This window comes from Pseudogulbenkiania ferrooxidans 2002 (assembly GCF_000174355.1).
GTDB lineage: Bacteria > Pseudomonadota > Gammaproteobacteria > Burkholderiales > Chromobacteriaceae > Pseudogulbenkiania > Pseudogulbenkiania ferrooxidans.
On record NZ_ACIS01000009.1, the window covers coordinates 85,716 to 103,523 of the forward strand.

19 protein-coding genes are annotated in these 17,808 nt (G+C 65.6%); 6 read left to right on the forward strand and 13 right to left on the reverse strand.

The features are described 5' to 3' along the window. Nucleotides 1–6: 6 nt before the first annotated feature. The 12 genes from FURADRAFT_RS15925 to FURADRAFT_RS15980 all read right to left on the reverse strand — a co-directional run bounded on the left by FURADRAFT_RS15925 (nt 7) and on the right by FURADRAFT_RS15980 (nt 10,452). Nucleotides 7–459 carry a hypothetical protein gene (locus tag FURADRAFT_RS15925; protein WP_008955188.1) on the reverse strand — a complete coding sequence of 151 codons (453 nt, stop codon included), beginning with the start codon at nt 457–459 and terminating at the stop codon, nt 7–9. After that, nucleotides 456–1,250: a beta-ketoacyl synthase chain length factor gene (locus tag FURADRAFT_RS15930; protein ID WP_008955189.1), complete on the reverse strand. Its 795-nt coding sequence runs from the start codon at nt 1,248–1,250 to the stop codon at nt 456–458. Before FURADRAFT_RS15930 ends, FURADRAFT_RS15925 begins: the two co-directional genes overlap by 4 nt. Continuing rightward, on the reverse strand, nt 1,247–2,440 hold the full coding sequence (locus tag FURADRAFT_RS15935; RefSeq protein ID WP_008955190.1) for a beta-ketoacyl-[acyl-carrier-protein] synthase family protein: 1,194 nt from the start codon (nt 2,438–2,440) through the stop codon (nt 1,247–1,249). The genes FURADRAFT_RS15930 and FURADRAFT_RS15935 overlap by 4 nt, the downstream gene beginning before the upstream one ends. A gap of 61 nt (nt 2,441–2,501) precedes the next feature. Continuing rightward, nucleotides 2,502–3,305 carry a polysaccharide deacetylase family protein gene (locus FURADRAFT_RS15940; RefSeq protein WP_008955191.1) on the reverse strand — a complete coding sequence of 268 codons (804 nt, stop codon included), beginning with the start codon at nt 3,303–3,305 and terminating at the stop codon, nt 2,502–2,504. Continuing rightward, nucleotides 3,302–3,988, reverse strand: coding sequence for an alpha/beta fold hydrolase (locus FURADRAFT_RS15945; RefSeq protein WP_008955192.1), 687 nt, complete (start codon nt 3,986–3,988; stop codon nt 3,302–3,304). The genes FURADRAFT_RS15940 and FURADRAFT_RS15945 overlap by 4 nt, the downstream gene beginning before the upstream one ends. Further along, a complete protein-coding gene (locus tag FURADRAFT_RS15950) occupies nt 3,972–6,323 on the reverse strand; it encodes an MMPL family transporter (protein ID WP_008955193.1) in 2,352 nt (783 codons plus the stop codon). The genes FURADRAFT_RS15945 and FURADRAFT_RS15950 overlap by 17 nt, the downstream gene beginning before the upstream one ends. Next, on the reverse strand, nt 6,320–6,892 hold the full coding sequence (locus tag FURADRAFT_RS15955; protein WP_236261611.1) for a LolA-related protein: 573 nt from the start codon (nt 6,890–6,892) through the stop codon (nt 6,320–6,322). Before FURADRAFT_RS15955 ends, FURADRAFT_RS15950 begins: the two co-directional genes overlap by 4 nt. Before the next feature lie 22 nt (nt 6,893–6,914). Next, nucleotides 6,915–7,415, reverse strand: coding sequence for an LpxL/LpxP family acyltransferase (locus tag FURADRAFT_RS21135; protein WP_008955195.1), 501 nt, complete (start codon nt 7,413–7,415; stop codon nt 6,915–6,917). A 423-nt stretch (nt 7,416–7,838) separates the two neighbouring features. Continuing rightward, nucleotides 7,839–8,138 carry a hypothetical protein gene (locus FURADRAFT_RS15965; protein ID WP_008955196.1) on the reverse strand — a complete coding sequence of 100 codons (300 nt, stop codon included), beginning with the start codon at nt 8,136–8,138 and terminating at the stop codon, nt 7,839–7,841. Nucleotides 8,139–8,140: 2 nt separating this feature from the next. After that, entirely contained in the window at nt 8,141–9,487 is a 1,347-nt protein-coding gene (locus tag FURADRAFT_RS15970) for an AMP-binding protein (RefSeq protein WP_008955197.1), read from the reverse strand. A gap of 33 nt (nt 9,488–9,520) precedes the next feature. Continuing rightward, nucleotides 9,521–10,177 carry a COG4648 family protein gene (locus tag FURADRAFT_RS15975; protein ID WP_008955198.1) on the reverse strand — a complete coding sequence of 219 codons (657 nt, stop codon included), beginning with the start codon at nt 10,175–10,177 and terminating at the stop codon, nt 9,521–9,523. Continuing rightward, on the reverse strand, nt 10,174–10,452 hold the full coding sequence (locus FURADRAFT_RS15980) for a phosphopantetheine-binding protein (RefSeq protein ID WP_008955199.1): 279 nt from the start codon (nt 10,450–10,452) through the stop codon (nt 10,174–10,176). The genes FURADRAFT_RS15975 and FURADRAFT_RS15980 overlap by 4 nt, the downstream gene beginning before the upstream one ends. Before the next feature lie 237 nt (nt 10,453–10,689). Between FURADRAFT_RS15980 and FURADRAFT_RS15985 the strand changes: the two genes are divergently transcribed. The 3 genes from FURADRAFT_RS15985 to FURADRAFT_RS15995 all read left to right on the forward strand — a co-directional run bounded on the left by FURADRAFT_RS15985 (nt 10,690) and on the right by FURADRAFT_RS15995 (nt 12,942). Then, a complete protein-coding gene (locus tag FURADRAFT_RS15985; RefSeq protein WP_008955200.1) occupies nt 10,690–11,376 on the forward strand; it encodes a phosphatase PAP2 family protein in 687 nt (228 codons plus the stop codon). A gap of 145 nt (nt 11,377–11,521) precedes the next feature. Next, nucleotides 11,522–12,442 (forward strand): chorismate transformation enzyme, FkbO/Hyg5 family, encoded by a 921-nt coding sequence (locus FURADRAFT_RS15990; RefSeq protein WP_236261612.1) that lies wholly within the window; start codon nt 11,522–11,524, stop codon nt 12,440–12,442. A 167-nt stretch (nt 12,443–12,609) separates the two neighbouring features. Further along, a complete protein-coding gene (locus FURADRAFT_RS15995) occupies nt 12,610–12,942 on the forward strand; it encodes a thioredoxin family protein (protein WP_008955202.1) in 333 nt (110 codons plus the stop codon). 293 nt (nt 12,943–13,235) lie between these two features. Here FURADRAFT_RS15995 and FURADRAFT_RS16000 read toward each other — a convergent pair whose 3' ends face one another. After that, nucleotides 13,236–13,751, reverse strand: a complete 516-nt coding sequence (locus FURADRAFT_RS16000; RefSeq protein ID WP_008955203.1) for a hypothetical protein — start codon at nt 13,749–13,751, stop codon at nt 13,236–13,238. 441 nt (nt 13,752–14,192) lie between these two features. Here FURADRAFT_RS16000 and FURADRAFT_RS16005 point away from each other — a divergent pair, with 441 nt between their 5' ends. The 3 genes from FURADRAFT_RS16005 to FURADRAFT_RS16015 are packed head-to-tail and all read left to right on the forward strand — an operon-like array spanning nt 14,193 to nt 17,753. Continuing rightward, a complete protein-coding gene (locus FURADRAFT_RS16005; protein ID WP_008955204.1) occupies nt 14,193–15,323 on the forward strand; it encodes a cytochrome c oxidase subunit II in 1,131 nt (376 codons plus the stop codon). 37 nt (nt 15,324–15,360) lie between these two features. After that, entirely contained in the window at nt 15,361–17,136 is a 1,776-nt protein-coding gene (ctaD, locus tag FURADRAFT_RS16010) for a cytochrome c oxidase subunit I (protein WP_008955205.1), read from the forward strand. Continuing rightward, nucleotides 17,133–17,753, forward strand: a complete 621-nt coding sequence (locus FURADRAFT_RS16015; protein ID WP_008955206.1) for a cytochrome c oxidase subunit 3 — start codon at nt 17,133–17,135, stop codon at nt 17,751–17,753. Before ctaD ends, FURADRAFT_RS16015 begins: the two co-directional genes overlap by 4 nt. Nucleotides 17,754–17,808: the final 55 nt, after the last annotated feature.

Consider the following 17,808-nt stretch of genomic DNA (forward strand, 5'->3'; position numbering starts at 1 on the left):
TTTTACTCAATTGGTTATCTTGCCCGCCAGCGCATCGGCATCCAGCACCACGCCTAGGCGGCCGCTGACCAGCAGTTTGTCGCCAGCGTGCAGGGTGAAGCGGTACAGGGCATTGATCTCGCTGCCGGACAAGCGCTGGGCGTGGATACGCAGCGGCTCGGCCACGTCGTCCAGCCGGCGACAATGCCAGTTCAGCTCGCGCACGCTGGTGAGGTAGCCGGCCCTTGCCGGCATGGCATCACCAGCCAGCAGCGCGCCATGCACCGCCATGGCCTGGGCGGCGTATTCGATGGCATTGGCCACGCCCAGGCGGCCGGCGGCTCGCAGCGGATTGTCCGGCTGGCGATGGCTGTCGGCATGGCAGACGATGTCGTTTTCGTCCCAGCACTCCACCCCGGACAACAGACACATGCTGCCCTGATGGGGAATGCGCGCGGCGATCCAGTCGCGGTCCATCATTCCACTACCTCGATGGCGAGACGGCAGTCGTCCAGATAGTCGATCACCACGCGTCCCGGCTGCCCACTGGCCAGCAGGTGCAGCAGCGGCAGGCTGCGCGCACTGGGAATACCCTGACGCAGTGCTTCCAGCTGCGCATCGTCCATGCGGCTGGCTGGCTCATCACTGAAACTCAGCCGCAGCGCGGCCTTGCTGACCGCGCTATGCTCCGGGCTCAACACCATACCTACCCCCAGCGGATAGGGAATGGGGCGCTGCGCATATAGCGGCTCCGGGTAGGCGGTATCGAAAGCGATCAGCAGACAGGGCTTGCCGGCGCTGTGCGCCTGAGTCACGGTTTCCAGGAGCCCGGCACCGAAGGTGGCATCGTAGGCGCACAGGCTGGTGGAGGCCTCGGTGCACTTGGTGGCAATGCCCCAGTAGCCGGCCGGCGCGTTGTGCACCGAATTATGGAAGCGGGTGGGGGAAACCATGCGCTCGGACGAGGCCAGCACTTCCAGCAGGCTATGGCAGTTTTCGCAGTCGCCGCCGGTGGAACTGAACACATTGGGCAGTTGGGCCGCATCCGCGTCGGCATCTTCGACTGCCGCCAGCCCCACCGCCATCGACAGCTTGACCGCTGCTCCGGCACGACGGCGCTCGGTCGCTGGCAGGATGGAGGGTGCTGCCAGCCGCACCTCGTCGACCTGAAAAGGCTGTTGCCCCAAGAGGCGCGGCACGGCCTCGGCCCAGTCGCTCATGCCCGGCCCGAGCAGGCTCAGCCCCTCGAGATAAATCGTTGCCGTACTCATGCGCCCACCCGCGAGAAAACCAGGCTGCAGTTGCTGCCGCCGAAACCGAAAGAGTTGCTCAACACGTGGCGCAGCGGGCGCTCCACCGTGGTCAGCAGGTAATTACACTGCAGGCGGGCATCCAGTTGCTGCGTGCCCACCCCGCCCGGCATCACTCCGTTGTCCAGCGCCAGCGCGCAGATCAGGGCTTCGATACCACCGGCGGCGCCCAGGGTGTGACCGGTGTGGCCCTTGGTGGAGCTGCAGGGCGTGGCGCTGCCGAACAGTGCCAGCACCGCGGCGCCTTCCGCCGCATCGTTGCTGGGTGTGGCGGTGCCGTGCAGATTGATGTAGTCGATGTCGGCAGGCGTAAGGCCGGCCTGCTGCAACGCCTGAGCCATGGCCGCCTTGGCGCCAAGGCCTTCCGGGTGCGGCGAGGACATATGGTAGGCATCGCTGCTTTCCCCCACGCCGATCAGCAGGATGTCGCCGTCCTGCGGCTGCTCGGCACGCTCCAGCAGGGCGAACGCTGCGCCCTCGCCTACCGAGATGCCATCACGCTCGCCGTCGAAGGGACGACAGGGATTGGACGACACCAGTTGCAGCGAGGAGAAGCCGTAGATGGTGGTCAGGCACAGGGTATCGACGCCGCCGACGATGGCGGCGTCGATGAGGCCGGCCGCGATCATGCGCTGTGCCGTGCCGAACACCTTGGCACTGGAGGAACAGGCGGTCGATACTACCGCCGCCGGGCCGGAGAGGCCGAAGAAGCGGCGCACGAAGTCCGCCACCGAATAGGCGTTGTGGGTTTCGCGATAGCGATGCTCCGGCGGCAGTGCGCCGGTCTCCGGATCACGCTGACGGTAGGCCACTTCCGAACTGAGGATGCCGGAGGTGCTGGAGCCGAGAAACACCCCCACCCGGCTGGCGCCGTAGCGCGCCACGGCCTGCTCTACGCTGGCAATGAAGCCGTCCTGCTCCACCCCCAACTGGGCCAGGCGGTTGTTGCGGCAGTCGTAATACGCCAGATCCTGCCTCAGCACGACCTCATCCAGGCCGGCGACTTCTCCGACGCAGACATCGAATTCGACGGTCTCCCAGCGCTTTCTGACGATGCCGCCGCGCTGCCGGCGCAGGGCATCGAGATGGGAGGCCAGGCCAGCGCCCAAGGCACTGGTCAGGGTATAGGCACTAAGTCGGAGAGCTTGCATAAACAACCGGAGGGATCAGCATGGGTTGGCGAAAGAAAGGGCGGGTCGGCTGGGCACCTGATCAGGCTGATTTGCAGGCCTGCCTCAACGTGACCGGCCTCAGCTGGCGCGCAGCCAACTCTTCCAGCAGGCGTGGCAGCACAGCCAGGATGACCGGCTTGCCGTCAGGAGTGCGCGCGGCGTTGCCATCGTGCAGCAGCAGTATATCGCCTGCGGCAAGATTGCGAACCAGCCGGGCGTACACCGCGTCGGGATCGCGCACGCGCGTATCATAACCACGCCGGGTCCAGCTGGCAAGAAACACCCCGGAGCGCTGCAGCAGCGGGTCGAGGAAAGGGTTGCGCAGGCCGGCGATCGGCCGATAGAACAGGGGCTTTCGGCCGGTGATCGTCTGCAGCGTGGCCTGACCCTCGCCCACTTCGCCGCGCCAGCCGGCCGGTCCGAACAGGGAGGTATGCTTGCGGTGGCGCTGACCATGGTTTTCGATGTCGTGGCCCTCGGCCACGGCGCGGCGGCACAGTTCGGGGTGGCGCAGCGCGCGCTCGCCGATGCAGAAGAAGGTGGCTGGCACCTGGTACTGGCGCAGAATCTCCAGCACGGCCGGGGTCACCGCCGGGTCCGGGCCGTCATCGATGGTGATGGCCACTTCGCCGCGCCGGGCGGCGGCGGCGGGCAGCCGAGTCAGGTTGCCCCCCAGCAGCGAGCAGCGCGGCAACAGCCCAGCCAGCGCGATGCCGCCATGCAGCAGGAACAGCGCCAGCAGCAGCCACGGCCAACTGGACGGCCGCAGGAGCAGGGCCGGCACGGCCAGGCCATGCAGGGCGATGCACAGCTTGAGAAACGGCGAGGCCTGCCATGACGTCATGCTTGCTCCTTTACCGACAACAGTTGGGCCGGCAACGGGCCGTGATCGAGCCAGTACTGCCACAGCTGCTGCCAGACCGGCCAGTGGTGCTCGCCTGCCACACAGTACACCCGTTGCGGCGGCAGCAGGCCGGCCAGCATCCGCTGCCCGGCAACAAAGCGGTCTTGTTCCGCCATGCCCAGCCATACCGGGCAGTCATCGTCGTCGCTCGCCACCTGTTGGCACAGCCAGTGCCACCAGATGCGCTCGTCCTGGCGCGAGGAGGCTGGGCTGTCCGCCCAGATCTGCGGCCCGCCGGCGGCACTGATTTCCTGCAGAATGTCGGCGGTGCCCGGGTACGGCGCCAGCAGCTTAATCCCCGCCAGATGCTGGCTGTACAGGGCGGCATAGTGCAGTGCATTGAAGGCACCCAGCGAGATGCCGGCCAGCCAGATACGCCGATAGCCGGCCTCCAGCGCCGGCGCCATCACCGCTTCATGCAGGCTCCCGGCCACGGTGCCGGCCATCACCTGCTGGTAGCCGACCTCGGCCAGAACGATGTCTAGCGGCAGGCCGCGCTGGCGCACCGCCGCGATCATCCCCTGGGCGATCAGGTCTTCCAGGCTGGCCTTGGCCGGCGGCAGCAGCACCAGCAGGCTGTCGGCCCGCTCTACCGGCTGCCAACGATCAAGAATGGTGCGCACGGGGCTGAATCCTGGCCATCATCGCGGAAAACACCAGCGCCAGCAAAGCGCCGATCGCCACGGTGCTGCCGATGAAGGACAGCACCGGCACGCTGGATGTCCCCAGCAGGCCGAAACTGGTCACCGTCGCCAAGTTGGCCACCACCAGCGAGACTTCCACCTGGCGCTGCTCCACCTCGTTACCCAGTTGCTGCTTGTTGGCGAAGAACAGCGCGTAGTTGGAGCCGATGGCCACTACCAGCAGCAGCCCCACCAGATGCAGGATGGTAAGCTGGATGCCGCTGGCGTCGAAAATGGCCACCGTGCACAGCACGGCGCAGCCCAGCGGAATCGTCACCCGCACCGCCTGCACCCAGCCGCAGGTCAGGCCCAGCAGCAGCAGGATGGCCAGGCTGCCCAGCGAGGAGAACACCAGTGCCTCGTGGGTGTAGCTGTCGAAGATGGCGGTGGTTTCCTCCAGCAGGTCGATCACTGTCACCTGTCCCAGCTGATGCCGCTCCAGCGCCGCCCTCACCTTGTCCAGCGCAATCTGGTCGCCCTGCGCCCCCTCGCCGGTCGGCCGCAACGGCATCAGCACCAGGTAGCCGTTGGGGCGCTTGATCAGCATCGAATCCAACAACACGCTGGCCGCACTACCCTGCAGACTTTGCCGGCTCAACAGCGGCTGGCTGCGACTGCGCTCCACGTCCGCCAGGAAACCCCGGAGCTGATCGGCTTGCAGCGGCATGCCATCCAGCGCCCGGTCAAGACGCCGGCTCGCCTCGACGGCATCCGGCAATGCAGCCTGGCGCGCACGCTGGCTGGCCAGGCTGGGCAGCAGCTCGTCCGGGGTGTGGAAGCCGCCGATGACGCGCTGACGGGCCAGCTCGCGCAGCACGGGGCGGGTGCGTTCGGCCAACCGCAGCGCGCTTTCCTGGTCCGGTGCGCTGAAGCTGGCGACGTAGCGCATGTCGTTGCCGCCCAGATCGCCACGCAGTTCGGCGTCCAGCTTGTTCTGCTCCTTGGAAATGGAACTGAGCGCATTGAGCTGGCGGTTCCAGATGTCCTGGGGATTGAACAGCAGCACCGCCACCGCCGCCAGCAGGGCCGCAGCCATCGCCCAGCGCATGCGGGTCAGGAAATCCAGGCTCTTTTGCAACAGCAGACCTGCGCCGCTCAAATCGCGCAGGTTGAGCCGGGCCGGCATCAGGCCCGGCAGGATGTAGCGGGTCACCAGCGCCGCCGTGACCAGGCCGCTGATGGAGTAGAGCCCAAGCTGGGACAGGCCGGGAAAGCTGGAGCACATCAGCGCGGCAAAGCCGGTGATCGAGGTCAGCACCCCCAGGCGGATGGTGCGCCAGAAATGACGAGGTTCGTTGCCTCCGGCGCGCTGGATAAACAGGTAGATGGAATAATCGACCGCTTCGCCGATCAGCGTGGTGCCGAAGCCCAGCGTCAGGCCGTGCACGTGGCCGAAGCCCAGGCTGACACTGGCAATACCCACCAGGGCGCCGGACAACACCGGAATCAGCCCCAAGAGCAGCAGCGGCAGCGAGCGGTACACCAGCAGCAGCAGCGCCACCACCAGCACGGTGCCCAGCGTGGCCAGCCGCTCCACCTCGCTCTTGATGGTATCGCGCGAGGCCACCGACAGCACGCTGGTGCCGCTCATCACCAGCCGGGTATCGGCATGGCGTGCCGGCAGGCGGTCGAAGGTTTGCCGCACGTCCGCCAGCGCCGCCGCCTGGGCATCGGTATCCAGCCCGGACTCGGCCAGTTGCAGCAGCAGCACTGCACGCTTACCGTCGCGCGACACCCAGATGTCGTCGCTGCTATTGGGCTGGCTCTCGCCGATAAACTGGTCGAGGATTTGCAGGGTTTCGCCGCTGGGGTCACGCGGCAGGATCTTCTTCACCACCAGGCCGGCGTCGCCGGCCATGGCGTCCAGCGTGTCCTGGACGGCGGCGCGCAGGCCGTCGGCGCTGAAGCGCTGCGACGAGACCGCTGGGCTCAGCAGGTAACGGTTGGCGAAGAAATACTGCTGGTCGCGCTGCTGGACCCGGCCATCGCCGTTCTGCACCGAGGTGAAACGCGGGTTATGCGCCAGCTCACTTACCATGAGGCGCGACAGCCGGCCGCGCTCTGCCGCGTCTCCACCTTCGATCCCCACCAGCACGATACGGGCGATGGCGCCGTCACGCAGCTGGTCGATCAGCATCTGCTGGCGTGCACTGGGCACCTTGGGCATGAAGGCCGACAGGTCGGCGACAAAGCGGGTTTGAACGATTACCAGCACCGAGGCCAGCATCAGCGCCAGCCAGACGAACAGCGCCAGTTTGTGGTGGCGTGGCTTCATTTGGCGCTGGTGCTGGTAATGGCCATTTCCGAACGGTCACCGTCGGCCTGCTGGAATTCGATGGTTTTTACCTGGGCCTGCTTGCCGGCGATGCGGATCTGGCTGATCACCTTCTGCATGCGCGGCTGGATCGGCGTGAGATTGAGCTTCCACTGCTCGGCGTCACCGCTCAGGGCCAGGGTATAGAAACGTTCCAACCCGCCGCGGTCACCGGACAGGGTGGCGCGGATGCTTTCGACAAAGGCCGCCACCTCGGGGCGGTCGGACAGGGCCACCGTCATCTTGCGGCCGTCACTGCGCTCCAGCGTCAGCTTGTTGCCTTCCAGCAGCACCGATTCCGCCTTCGGCTTGAGCGTGCGTTTTTCCAAACGGTCGGGCGCGGTGAAGGCCAGCTCGCCGGACGATTCCAGCGGCTGCTTGAGCATGGCGATGTATTTCTTCTCGACAAAGGTGGCCGTGCCGGATTTTTTCTGCCCCAGCATTTGCATCAGATCCGCCACGCTCAATTCCGCCGCCTGGCAAAGGCCGGCCGCCAGCAGCACGGCCAGCCCGGCCAACGTCTTGCTCATGATAGGTGCACGCATGATCGGTTTAGCTTTCATCCCAAAAATCGTAAAAATTGAACCAGTTGAATGGGTAGGCACGGCAATGACGTTCCAGCGCCGCCACATAGTTGTCGAGTAGCGCGGCCATCGCTTGTTCCCTGCCCTGGCGCCCCGTACCGGAAAAATCCTCCAGCAGCTCGAAATGCACGCGGTAGCGGTTGCCGCCCAGATAGATGCCGGCCATGAAGTACACCGGGTGCTTGAGCATGACCGCCATACGGAAAGGGCCGCTGGGAAAGCGCGCCGGCGCACCCAACAGGGGGCGGCTCAGATACTGGTCCGGCCCGGAGGCGCGGTCGGCCAGAATGCCCACCAGCGCGCCCTCCTCGAGCCGGCGGTGCACGGCCAGCATGGCGTCCAGCGTCCCCAGTGCGATGATGTCCTGCTGCGCCTGCGGGTTGATGGCTTGCAGGGCCTGGTTGATCTGGCGGGCATTCTCCGGATACATCGCCATGCTCATCTGCAGCTCCGGGCGGCTGCGCGCCATCGCCCGCAAGACCTCGAAGCTGCCCCAGGTGGGCGCCGAACAGCAACAACCCCTGGCCGCTGTCGTAGTGGCGGTGCAGCGTCTCGGTGCCGGACAAGTCGATGTGGAAATCGTCAAAACGGTCGCGCAGCAGATAGACCCGGTCGTGGATGGTGCTGGCGAAGCTCAGCACATGCCGGTACTGCTCATGCCAGCGCGGCGGCCGCCCCAGGCTGCGCGTCAGGTAGGCGCGGGAAGCCGCACGCGCCCTGCCGCCAAACAACAGGAAATAGGCGGCGATGCCGTACAGCACCAGCCGCGAACAACGCCGGCCCAGCAGGCAGGACAGCGTGGACATGACGCGCAGCCAGAAGCGGTTGCCGCGTTCGCGCTGCTGCATCCAGGCCGGCGCGGCCGGCTGCGGTCCCGAGGCGGCCGGCTCGCTCACCCGGCCTGCTCCACGGCGATGGCGAACTTGCCGTCCGCCACCTTGCGCTGTTCATGGAAGAGAGTGAACGCCACGGCCGCAGCGTCCTGGCGGAATTCCAGCCGCAACGCCTGCCCCGGGCTGACCGGGCTATGGAACTTGGCCAGCAGCAAACCGCTTAGTTGCAGTTGGCAGGCGTCCTCGATGGCCAGCATGGCGTGGTCGAGCAGCACCACTCCCGGCAGCACCGGACGGCCGGGAAAATGCCCGGCGTAGGCTGGATGATCGCTGGCGATAGGGAGAGTGGCGTGCTGCATGCTTAGTCCCTCTTAGGAAGATGTTGCACGATCAGGTCCTGCAGGGTGCGGGCCAGAATCTTGCCGTTGCCGTCGCGCGGCAGGGTTTCGACGAATACCACGTGGCGCGGCAGGAAGACCGAATCGATGTGCTGGCGCAGGCCGGCCAGAATGCGCGCGCGGTCCAGTCCCGGTGCGACCACGAAGGCGGCCAGGCGTTCCACTTCGCCGTTGCCGCTGCGCTCGGGTACGCAGAATACACCGTCCACCACCCCGGGCAGGCCGGTGAGCGTGGCATTGAGGAAGGACAGCGAACTGCGCTTGCCGGCGACGTTGATCATGTTGGCCTTGCGGTCCACCAGGCGGAACCGCTGCGGGCTGAACAGCTCGAGCGTGTCGTTGAGCACCTGCGGCGTTTCATACACCTCGCCCACCGCCCAGAACTCGTCGTCACGCTGTTCCAGCGTGATGCCCTGCAGGGTTTGCCAGTGGCTTTCCCGCTCGGTTTCGCGGGTGGCGACCTGGCCGGTTTCGGTGGAGCCGTAGATTTCCAGCACCGGGCAGCCCAGCTGTTGCCGGGCCTGTGCGGCCAACTCGGCCGAGAGCGGCGCGGTGGCCGACAGGATGACGGCGATTTCCGGCAGGGCGATGTCCGCCTCTAGCAGCTTGCGCAGGTGGAAGGGGGTGATCACCAAAAGGCGCGGAGCCGGCATTTCCGCCAGGCTGGCCGCGATATCGGCCGGGAAGAAGGGGATTTGCGGCGACATGCGCCCGCCGCCGAGAATGGGCAGCAGCACGCTGGATTCCAGCCCGTACATGTGGCGGATGGGTACCGTGCCCACCACCGAGCACGGCGCACCGGCCGCTGCCCACACCCGCTCCGCCCCGGCCAGAACGGCTAGCCGCAGGCGGCCGAAAGTCTTGTAGTGCGGCATCGGCGTGCCGGTGGAGCCGGAGGTGTACATGCAGGCGATACGCTGGTCGAAGGAAATCAGCGGCATCTCGGTCGCGGCAGGCGGCGCCGGTTGCGGCAGGACATCCACCCGGAAATACGGCAGGCCCTCCACCGGGCAGGCGGCCTGGTCGCCCAGCACCAGGAGGCCCGACTGCTCGGCCGCCACCATGGCGATATGCTCGGGCGCGGCCGAATTGGGCAGCACGGTGAGCATGCCGCGGGCGATGGCGGCAAACAGCGCCACGGCGAACCAGTAGCGGTCGGTACACAGGTTGGTCACCCGCTGCCCTTCCGGCAGCGCGGCAGCCAGCGCCATCACGTGGGCGTGGAAAGTCTCCCGGTCAATCGCCTTGCCCTGGCGAAAGGTAAAAGCGGCATGGCGGTCGGCATCGGGAAGCAGCGGAATCAGGCTCATGGAACGGAAAGGATCAAGGTCGGCAGTTCGGGACTATTCAGCGGCGTCCCGGCATTGCGTGTATTTGCGATAGGACTGGATGGTCTGGGCGATGCTGAAGTGGGGCTGCCCCGGCAGCGCGCGCAGGCGGACCAGGTATTCGCCGCCGAACATCAGCCCCAGCGACAGCGGGGTGAACAGCGAGGCGAACAGCGCCCAGGTGGCGAGCTCGGCAAACGCGAACAGCAGCAGCGAGATGCCGGCGCTGGCCGCAAAGTACAGAGTCCAGGCCAGGGTGACTTTCCAGGTGTAGCACAGGTAGCGCGCATCCAGCGGCTCGGCGCTGGCAAAGCGGGCAATGCGCGAGCACAGGGCGCCCTCGTGGCTGCCCAGGGTGCTGCCGAACATGATGCCGAGGCTGGTCATGATGCCGGCGTGCTGAAAGAAGTAGAGCCAGGCGGCGTGCGACAGCAGGCGATCGAGATTCAGGGCAACGGCCAGCAGCACGCCCGTGCACAGCAGCATGGCAGGCAGGCGAAAGGCCGAATTCCAGCAGGCGACAATCACCCCGAGCGTCAGCGGGGTGGCGCCGATCAGCACTGCGTACAGCGGCGGCTGGCTGGAGGACGAGGCCAGGTAATCAAATACCAGGTAGGCCCCGGCCACCAGGGCCAGCAACACCAGGCGCACGGTGCGCCATAGCCCGGTCATTTGCTGCGGTGCTCGCGGATATAGGACGCCAGCGCGCGCAGGGAGGCAAAAATGGTGGAGTTGTCTTCGCTGTCAGCTTTCATCTGCACACCGTACTGCTTGGACATCACCAGTGCGATTTCCAGGATGTCGATGGAGTCGATCCCCAGCGCGTCACCGTACAGCGGCGCCTCAGGAACGATGTCTTCGGGTGCGATATCAAAGTTTAGCGCGGTAACGATATGCCCGGCGATTTCACGTTCCAGAGCCAGATCCGGTGCAGTAGCTTGTTCCATAATTTGAAATAAATAAGGTCTTGTTTAAAGGAAATGCTGACAATCGCCAACGTCACGCAGTTTCGGTATCATCGCCCTGCCGATTGAAACATGTCATGGGTATAACCTTTCGACATGCCTTTCCGACACCAGCTAAAGTCTGCGCGCGCACGCGGAAAATCCAATCGGGGAGTATAACAAATATTCCCATCGGCATACCACCGACCCTGCCCGGACACCATTTTCCAAGGAGCCGTTTTGAACAAGGGAGTGATCAGCAAGCCCCCCGGCCAGACCGGGATCATGGCCACCATTCTGGCTCACTTCTGGTTCAAGATGTTCGGCACCATGGGCTTCACCTCGGTATTTTTTGTCGGCTATGTGTACCTGTTGCGGCACCCGGCCTCCGCGGTCACCATCATTCCCGCCACGCGGCTGGACCAGTTGCTCGGCTTCCAGCCATGGGCATTGCCGATTTACCTGTCGCTGTGGGCCTATGTTTCCATGCCAGCGGTGTTGATGCTGAGCCGGCGTGAAATTGTCGAGTACGGTTTTCGGGTTGCCCTGCCCTGCCTCCTGGGGCTGGCGGTATTCTATTTCTGGCCCAACGCCATCGCGCCGGCCGATATCGACTGGAAGCAGTATCCCGGCGTGGCCTTTCTGAAAAATGTCGACACCGCGGGCAATGCCTTTCCTTCGCTGCACGTGGCCACCGCCGTCTTTTCCGCCCTCTGGCTGCACTGGCGCATCCGGCTGCTGCAGCTGGGCCGCGGCCTCGAATGGCTCAACATCGTCTGGTGCGTGGCCATCGCCTATTCCACCATGGCGGTCAAGCAGCATGTGGCGCTCGACGTGCTGGCCGGCACGTTGCTAGGGCTGGGCACAGCCTGGCTGAGCGGCCTGAAGGCCCATGCCCGAGGCGGCAGCCTGCCGCCGCCGCGTTGAGCCGCCCACCCTACCCCATTCACCATTTCGCCGTTGCAGCCGAAACATCCGCATCATGAGTCCAGACACCAGCTTGCAGTTTTTCCAGTGTGATCCTTCCGCCTGCGGCGGGCAGCCGCTCCCCGCGGACGCCGGTATCCTGGGTATGAGTAGCCTGCATCATCCAGCGCCAGCCCTGCCCTGGCCGGTACAGCGGGTACGCATGCCTCTGCTGGGCGGCATGCAACAACTGCACGAATACTGGCACAGTGCGACACCCTGTCGCCGCGGCCGCCTCCAGGACACCCGCTTCAGCGCCAACGAGGACCTGCTCTACGGCGTGATCGAACTGGAAGAGGGCCATGGCAGCGACACCGGCACCGCCTTGCAGTTGGCCGCGGAAAAAGCCTACCGCCAGCTGTTCTCGCTGCTGGAGGCCGAAGGCTTCCCGCACCTGTGGCGGGTGTGGAACTACGTGCCGCGCATCAATGAGATGGAACACGGACTGGAACGCTACCGGCAGTTCAACATCGGCCGTCACCAGGCGTTTGCCGACTTCGCGCGGCCGGTGGACAGCAGCCCCGCCGCCTGCGCGCTGGGCGTGGCCGAGGGTCCGCTGAGCATTGCCTTCCTGGCGGCGCGCCAGGCCGCGCGCGGTATCGAGAATCCGCGCCAGATCAGCGCTTTCGAGTATCCACGGCAATACGGGCCACGCAGCCCCACCTTTACCCGTGCCGCCATCGCCAACAGCGGCCGGCACGACATTCTGTTCATTTCCGGCACCGCCAGCATCGTCGGCCATGGCACCGTGCACATCGACGATGTGGTGGCCCAGACCCGGGAAACGGTGGCCAATATCGCCGTGCTGGTCGAGCAGGCCAGCCGGCTGGCGCCGGCCGCTGGTTACACCCTGGCCGGGCTGGACTACCGGGTTTATATCCGTCACGCTGCCGACTACCCCAAGGTGCGCGCCACGCTGGAGCAACTGATCGGCCGGGATATCCGGGCCGTGTATGTGCAGGCCGACGTCTGCCGCAGCGACCTGCTGGTGGAAGTGGAGGCGCACGGCATCGCCCGCCGCTCCTAGCAGGGCCTGTCGTAAGAGCCTGTTTACGTTCTCGCGAGCTAGAGCGAGACAAGGCGAAAACGGCTGAGGAAGCGGAGTTTACAAGCGGTAAATGAGCATTCCGCAGACGTTTTTAACGCCGTATCGCCGACGCGCCGCAGATCGTAAACAGGTTCCAAGGAAAGAACATGCTCATGAACACCCTCTATGCCGACAACGAACCGTCACGCGCCGAGATCGACGCGATGACCGGCCCGGTCCTGCTCGAATTCGGCGCGCCGTGGTGCGGCCACTGCCAGGCCGCGCAAGCATTGATCGCCGCCGCGCTCTCCCCCCATCAGGCCGTGTGCCACATCAAGATCGAGGATGGCAGGGGGCGGCGGCTGGGGCGCTCGTTCGGGGTGAAGTTGTGGCCGACACTGATCTTCCTGCGCGACGGCCAGGAAGTGACGCGACTGGTCAGGCCGGACGACGCGGAGTCGATCCGCCGCGCGCTGGCGCAGATCGATGCCGCGCCGTGACCAGGGCTTCGGCCAACCTTGACCACCACCGCAGCACCGCCACGGCGAGGCAGGCCCATCGCTGCGCGGGCATCACGCCCTACCCCGGCCCAGACGCTGCGCCTGCTGCGACGGCGAAAAACGCAACGTGACGGCCGCGGTGAGAAACACGTGGCAAGGCGCCCGCCGCGGGTACGATCGCCCAAGCGGCCGCCCAGACTAACGTGACAACGGCGGGGCCGCACGGCCCCGCCGTTTGTTTGGACGACACGCCTCCCGCCGGCCGCCTGACGCCGGCGGCGGCAAAACGAGACTCAGGGGAAGGCAGGAATCGTCGGTTCGACACCTTCCAGATGGGCTTCCGGATGAATTTTCCGCAGCAAGTTCTCGATATCCTCGACCTCGGCCGCCCGCACATCCACCATCAGCAGGATCTGGCCACGGTCGATGGCCTCGCGGAACGGCTTGAGCCGGCTGTTGGGCACCGAACAGCCGATCATGCTTGCCGCCCAAGGCCCGAACACGGCGCCGATCAGGAAGGTCACCAGCACCACGCCGCCCCACGGCAGGCCGGTGTCGACCAGGATGAACAAGGCGGCCACCAGTCCCGAAATCAAGCCGGTGGCCCCACCGATGATCAAGCCCATCTCCGCGCTGTGGACGATGTCCGATTCCTGGAACAGGTTGGCACGGTGGAGACTGGACAGATCGACGCCTTCCTTGGCGAGAAAATGGATGTGCTTTTCCTCGATGCGCGCCAGCAGCAAGTCGTTCATCAGGCGCTGGGCATTGGCCAAGTCGGGAATAAGGTAATAAATCCGTTTGCGCATGGCGCCACCTCCCGGATTGCGATTGAAAATCACTACCTTGAAGTCATTTTATAGACCCAAACCCGCCCACTCTCAATCCCGCATCGCCCTGGCCGCCCCACCCCGCTGCCGCGGTGAATCCGCCGCGCCACACCCGGCGCGCCGATCGCATCCGTGCCCTTTGCCCACAATGTGCTAAGTTGAAACCACTGGAATGGCGGATCCGGGCACGCCTGGCCAGGCCCTGTCGAACACGGGGCAACGGTCAGGCGCCGCGGGGTCCGTTGCATCGACTGCTGTGCCAGGCCGGGAAATGTCGTCGATCCGGATAGCTTGCCTGGCGCGATGAAGCCGGCCGGCCACTCACCCGCCCTGCGCCGCTGGAGCCTGCGGCCCGTGACTGTCGTCCCTCATGCCGGACCGGGGTGTTCCGCGAGGAGAACTACGCAGGACCGATACCCTATGGCACTCGCAATCGTCTTGATGGCGCTGGTCGCCGCTGCCGTCCTGTTTCACTTCCTGAGTCCGTGGTGGCTCACGCCGCTGGCCTCCAACTGGGGACAGATCGACACCACGCTGATGATCACCCTCGCCATCACCGGGGCGTTTTTCATCGCCATCAATCTGTTCATCGCCTATTGCCTGATCCGCTTCCGCCAGCGCGACGGCCACCGCGCCGCCCACGATCCGGAAAACAAGAAGCTGGAAGGCTGGCTGACCGGCCTGACCGCAGTAGGCATCATCGCCATGCTGGCCCCTGGCCTGTTCGTCTACGCCGCCTATATCGATCCCCCCGCAGATTCCCTGGTGTTCGAGGCGGTGGGCCAGCAGTGGCAGTGGCGCTTCCGCTTCCCCGGCCGGGATGGCCGGCTGGGGGTCACGGATAGCCGCTTTGTGAGCGCGGAGAATCCGCTCGGACTGGCCCCCAACGACCCTCGCGGCCAGGATGACGTCCTGATCCTCAACTCGGAGGTCCACCTGCCCGTCGGCAAGCCGATCAAGGTTCTGCTGCGCTCCCAGGACGTCTTGCACGACTTCTACGTGCCGCCCTTCCGCGCGCGCATGAACCTGGTCCCCGGCATGGTGACCCATTTCTGGTTTACCCCGACCCGGACCGGCCGCTTCGAGATTCTCTGCGCGCAGCTGTGCGGCGTGGGCCATTTCAACATGCGCGGTTACGTGGTGGTGGAAGAGCCCGCGGCTTTTCAGGCCTGGCTTGGCCGACAGTCGACCTTTGCCCATGGCGCCACCCGCACGCCGGTCGCGGCGACCGGTGCCGCCCTGCCGGCGCAGGGCAAGCTGCTGGCGCAAAGCCGGGGTTGCGTGGCCTGCCACAGCGACGACGGCAGCGCCCGCGTCGGCCCAAGCTGGAAAGGCCTGTACGGCAAGACCGAGACCCTGGCCGACGGCAGTACCGTGCAGGTCGACCCTGCCTATATCGCCGAGTCGATCCGCACACCGAACGCCAAGATCGTGCACGGTTATCCGGCGATCATGCCCCCGTTCAGCCTGAGCGACCCGGAGCTCGCCGCGCTGATCGCCTACATGAAGACCCTGTCGGACAAGACCGTGGCACAAGCCGGGACGCCCTGAGCGGACCCGGACCGAAGATTGACAGCAGGAGGGTGTGATGGCGTATTCCTCAGCCGAGCAGCATCACGAACCGCACAGTTTCTGGACCCGCTACGTGTGGAGCCAGGATCACAAGGTGATCGCGGTGCAGTACACGATCACCGCGATCGCCGTCGGGATGGTGGCCCTGGTGCTGTCCAACCTGATGCGGCTGCAACTGGGCTTTCCGGGCCGTTTCGCCTTCATCGACGCCAACCACTACTACCAGTACGTCACCCTGCACGGCATGATCATGGTGGTCTACCTGCTTACCGCGCTGTTTCTCGGCGGCTTCGGCAATTACCTGATTCCGCTGATGGTGGGCGCGCGCGACATGGTGTTTCCGCTGCTCAACATGCTGAGCTACTGGGTCTACCTGCTGGCGGTGCTGGTGCTGATGGCGAGCTTTTTCGTGCCCGGCGGCCCCACCGGCGCGGGCTGGACACTGTACCCGCCGCAATCGATCCTGCCCGGCACGCCGGGTTCGGACTGGGGCATCATCCTGATGCTGGTCTCGCTGTTGATCTTCATCGTGGCCGCCACCATGGGCGGGCTGAACTACGTGATCACGGTGCTGCAGGCGCGTACCCGGGGCATGACGCTGATGCGCATGCCGCTGACGGTGTGGGGCATTTTCGTCGCCACCATCATGGCCTTGCTGGCGTTTCCGTCGCTGTTCGTCAGCGGCGTGATGCTGCTGTTCGACAAGGTGCTCGGCACCAGTTTCTTCATGCCGGCCATCGTGTCGATGGGGCAGGCGCTGAGCTACAAGGGCGGCAGCCCCATCCTGTTCCAGCACCTGTTCTGGTTCTTCGGCCATCCCGAGGTGTACATCGTGGCTTTGCCCGCCTTCGGCATCGTCTCGGACCTGATCAGCACCCATTCCCGCAAGAAGATCTTCGGCTACCACATGATGGTGTGGGCGATCGTGATGATCGGGGCGCTGAGCTTCGTGGTGTGGGCGCACCACATGTTCGTCAGCGGCATGAACCCCTACTTTGGCTTCTTCTTCGCCACCACCACGCTGATCATCGCGGTGCCCACCGCGATCAAGGTCTACAACTGGGTGCTGACGCTGTGGCACAGCGATATCCACCTCTCGGTGCCGATGCTGTTCGCCATCGGCTTCATCAGTACCTTCCTGATCGGCGGCCTGACCGGGCTGTTCCTCGGCAACGTCAGCGTCGACATCCCGCTCTCGAACACCTATTTCGTGGTCGCCCACTTTCACATGGTGATGGGGGTGTCGCCGATCCTGGTGATCTTCGGCGGCCTCTACCACTGGTTTCCCAAGGTGACCGGGCGGCTGATGAACGAGACCCTGGGCAAGCTCCACTTCTGGGTGACCTTCCTCGGTACCTACGCCATCTACTTCCCGATGCACTATCTGGGCATCCTGGGCATGCCGCGCCGCTATTACGCCTACGACAACTACGCCTTCATTCCTGCCTCGGCCCAGCAGCTCAATGCCTTCATCACGGTGGCAGCGCTGATCGTGGGGGTCACCCAACTGGTGTTTCTCTACAACCTGGTCCACAGCACGTTCCGCGGGCGGCCGGCGGGGAGCAACCCGTGGCGCGCCACCACGCTGGAATGGCAGACCCCGGAGACGCCACCGGGACATGGCAACTGGGGCGCGGAGCAGCCGGAGGTGCACCGCTGGGCCTATGATTACAGCGTGCCGGGCATGGCGCAGGACTTCGTGCCGCAGAACAGCGCCGTGGCGGGCGGCGGCGATGACCACGACCAGACAGTGGTCAAGGCGGCGCCTCGGCGCGGGAGGAAAAAGACATGAGCCTAGCGCAGAGCGCCCGCCACGACGCGGGCGGGGCACGGGACGGCATGCCGAGCGCGGGCAAGCCGGCATTGTGGGTGTTCATGGGCGTGGTAACGGTGCTGTTCGCCCAGTTTCTGCACGCCTACATCGTGCGCATGGGCTACGCGGATTGGCAGCGGCTGCCGACTCTGCCGACGGTGTGGCTGAACACCGCGCTGCTGCTCTTGAGCAGCGCGGCCCTGCAGTGGGCCCAGGTGGCCGGCCGGCACGGCCGGCGCGCCGGCATGAGGGGTGGGCTGTTTTTGGGCGGCGTACTGGCGTTGGCGTTTCTCGCCGGCCAGCTGTGGCTGTGGCGGCAACTGACCGCGCTCGACTACGTCATCGCCAGCGGCCCGGCCAGCAGCTTCTTCTACCTGCTGAGCGGATTGCACGGCATCCACCTGATCGGCGGGCTGGTCGCCTGGGGCATGACCATAAGACGGGTGGGACACAACGACGTGACGGCGGACGGGCTGCTGGCCGTCGAACTGTGCGCCCGCTACTGGCACTTTCTGCTGGCGTTGTGGCTGGTGCTGCTCGGGCTGCTGTTCATCGTGCCGCCCGCCACCATCCTGGCCATCTGCAGCAGCGCCTGAAGCCCGCCGTGCGCGGGTACGCTGCCGGCGTGCCGGCATGACAACAAGGGGGACG

Bases quoted from the DNA above. Each gene is read 5' to 3' on its own strand.
- FURADRAFT_RS16005 (WP_008955204.1), top strand. From the start codon at position 14,193: ATGGCACTCGCAATCGTCTTGATGGCGCTGGTCGCCGCTGCCGTCCTG.
- FURADRAFT_RS15980 (WP_008955199.1), bottom strand. From the start codon at position 10,452: ATGGAACAAGCTACTGCACCGGATCTGGCTCTGGAACGTGAAATCGCC.
- FURADRAFT_RS15995 (WP_008955202.1), top strand. From the start codon at position 12,610: ATGCTCATGAACACCCTCTATGCCGACAACGAACCGTCACGCGCCGAG.
- FURADRAFT_RS15955 (WP_236261611.1), bottom strand. From the start codon at position 6,892: ATGAGCAAGACGTTGGCCGGGCTGGCCGTGCTGCTGGCGGCCGGCCTT.
- FURADRAFT_RS21135 (WP_008955195.1), bottom strand. From the start codon at position 7,415: ATGGCGCGCAGCCGCCCGGAGCTGCAGATGAGCATGGCGATGTATCCG.
- FURADRAFT_RS16015 (WP_008955206.1), top strand. From the start codon at position 17,133: ATGAGCCTAGCGCAGAGCGCCCGCCACGACGCGGGCGGGGCACGGGAC.
- FURADRAFT_RS15990 (WP_236261612.1), top strand. From the start codon at position 11,522: ATGAGTAGCCTGCATCATCCAGCGCCAGCCCTGCCCTGGCCGGTACAG.
- FURADRAFT_RS16000 (WP_008955203.1), bottom strand. From the start codon at position 13,751: ATGCGCAAACGGATTTATTACCTTATTCCCGACTTGGCCAATGCCCAG.
- FURADRAFT_RS15925 (WP_008955188.1), bottom strand. From the start codon at position 459: ATGATGGACCGCGACTGGATCGCCGCGCGCATTCCCCATCAGGGCAGC.
- FURADRAFT_RS15935 (WP_008955190.1), bottom strand. From the start codon at position 2,440: ATGCAAGCTCTCCGACTTAGTGCCTATACCCTGACCAGTGCCTTGGGC.
- FURADRAFT_RS15965 (WP_008955196.1), bottom strand. From the start codon at position 8,138: ATGCAGCACGCCACTCTCCCTATCGCCAGCGATCATCCAGCCTACGCC.
- FURADRAFT_RS15970 (WP_008955197.1), bottom strand. From the start codon at position 9,487: ATGAGCCTGATTCCGCTGCTTCCCGATGCCGACCGCCATGCCGCTTTT.
- FURADRAFT_RS15975 (WP_008955198.1), bottom strand. From the start codon at position 10,177: ATGACCGGGCTATGGCGCACCGTGCGCCTGGTGTTGCTGGCCCTGGTG.
- FURADRAFT_RS15930 (WP_008955189.1), bottom strand. From the start codon at position 1,250: ATGAGTACGGCAACGATTTATCTCGAGGGGCTGAGCCTGCTCGGGCCG.
- FURADRAFT_RS15950 (WP_008955193.1), bottom strand. From the start codon at position 6,323: ATGAAGCCACGCCACCACAAACTGGCGCTGTTCGTCTGGCTGGCGCTG.
- FURADRAFT_RS15940 (WP_008955191.1), bottom strand. From the start codon at position 3,305: ATGACGTCATGGCAGGCCTCGCCGTTTCTCAAGCTGTGCATCGCCCTG.
- ctaD (WP_008955205.1), top strand. From the start codon at position 15,361: ATGGCGTATTCCTCAGCCGAGCAGCATCACGAACCGCACAGTTTCTGG.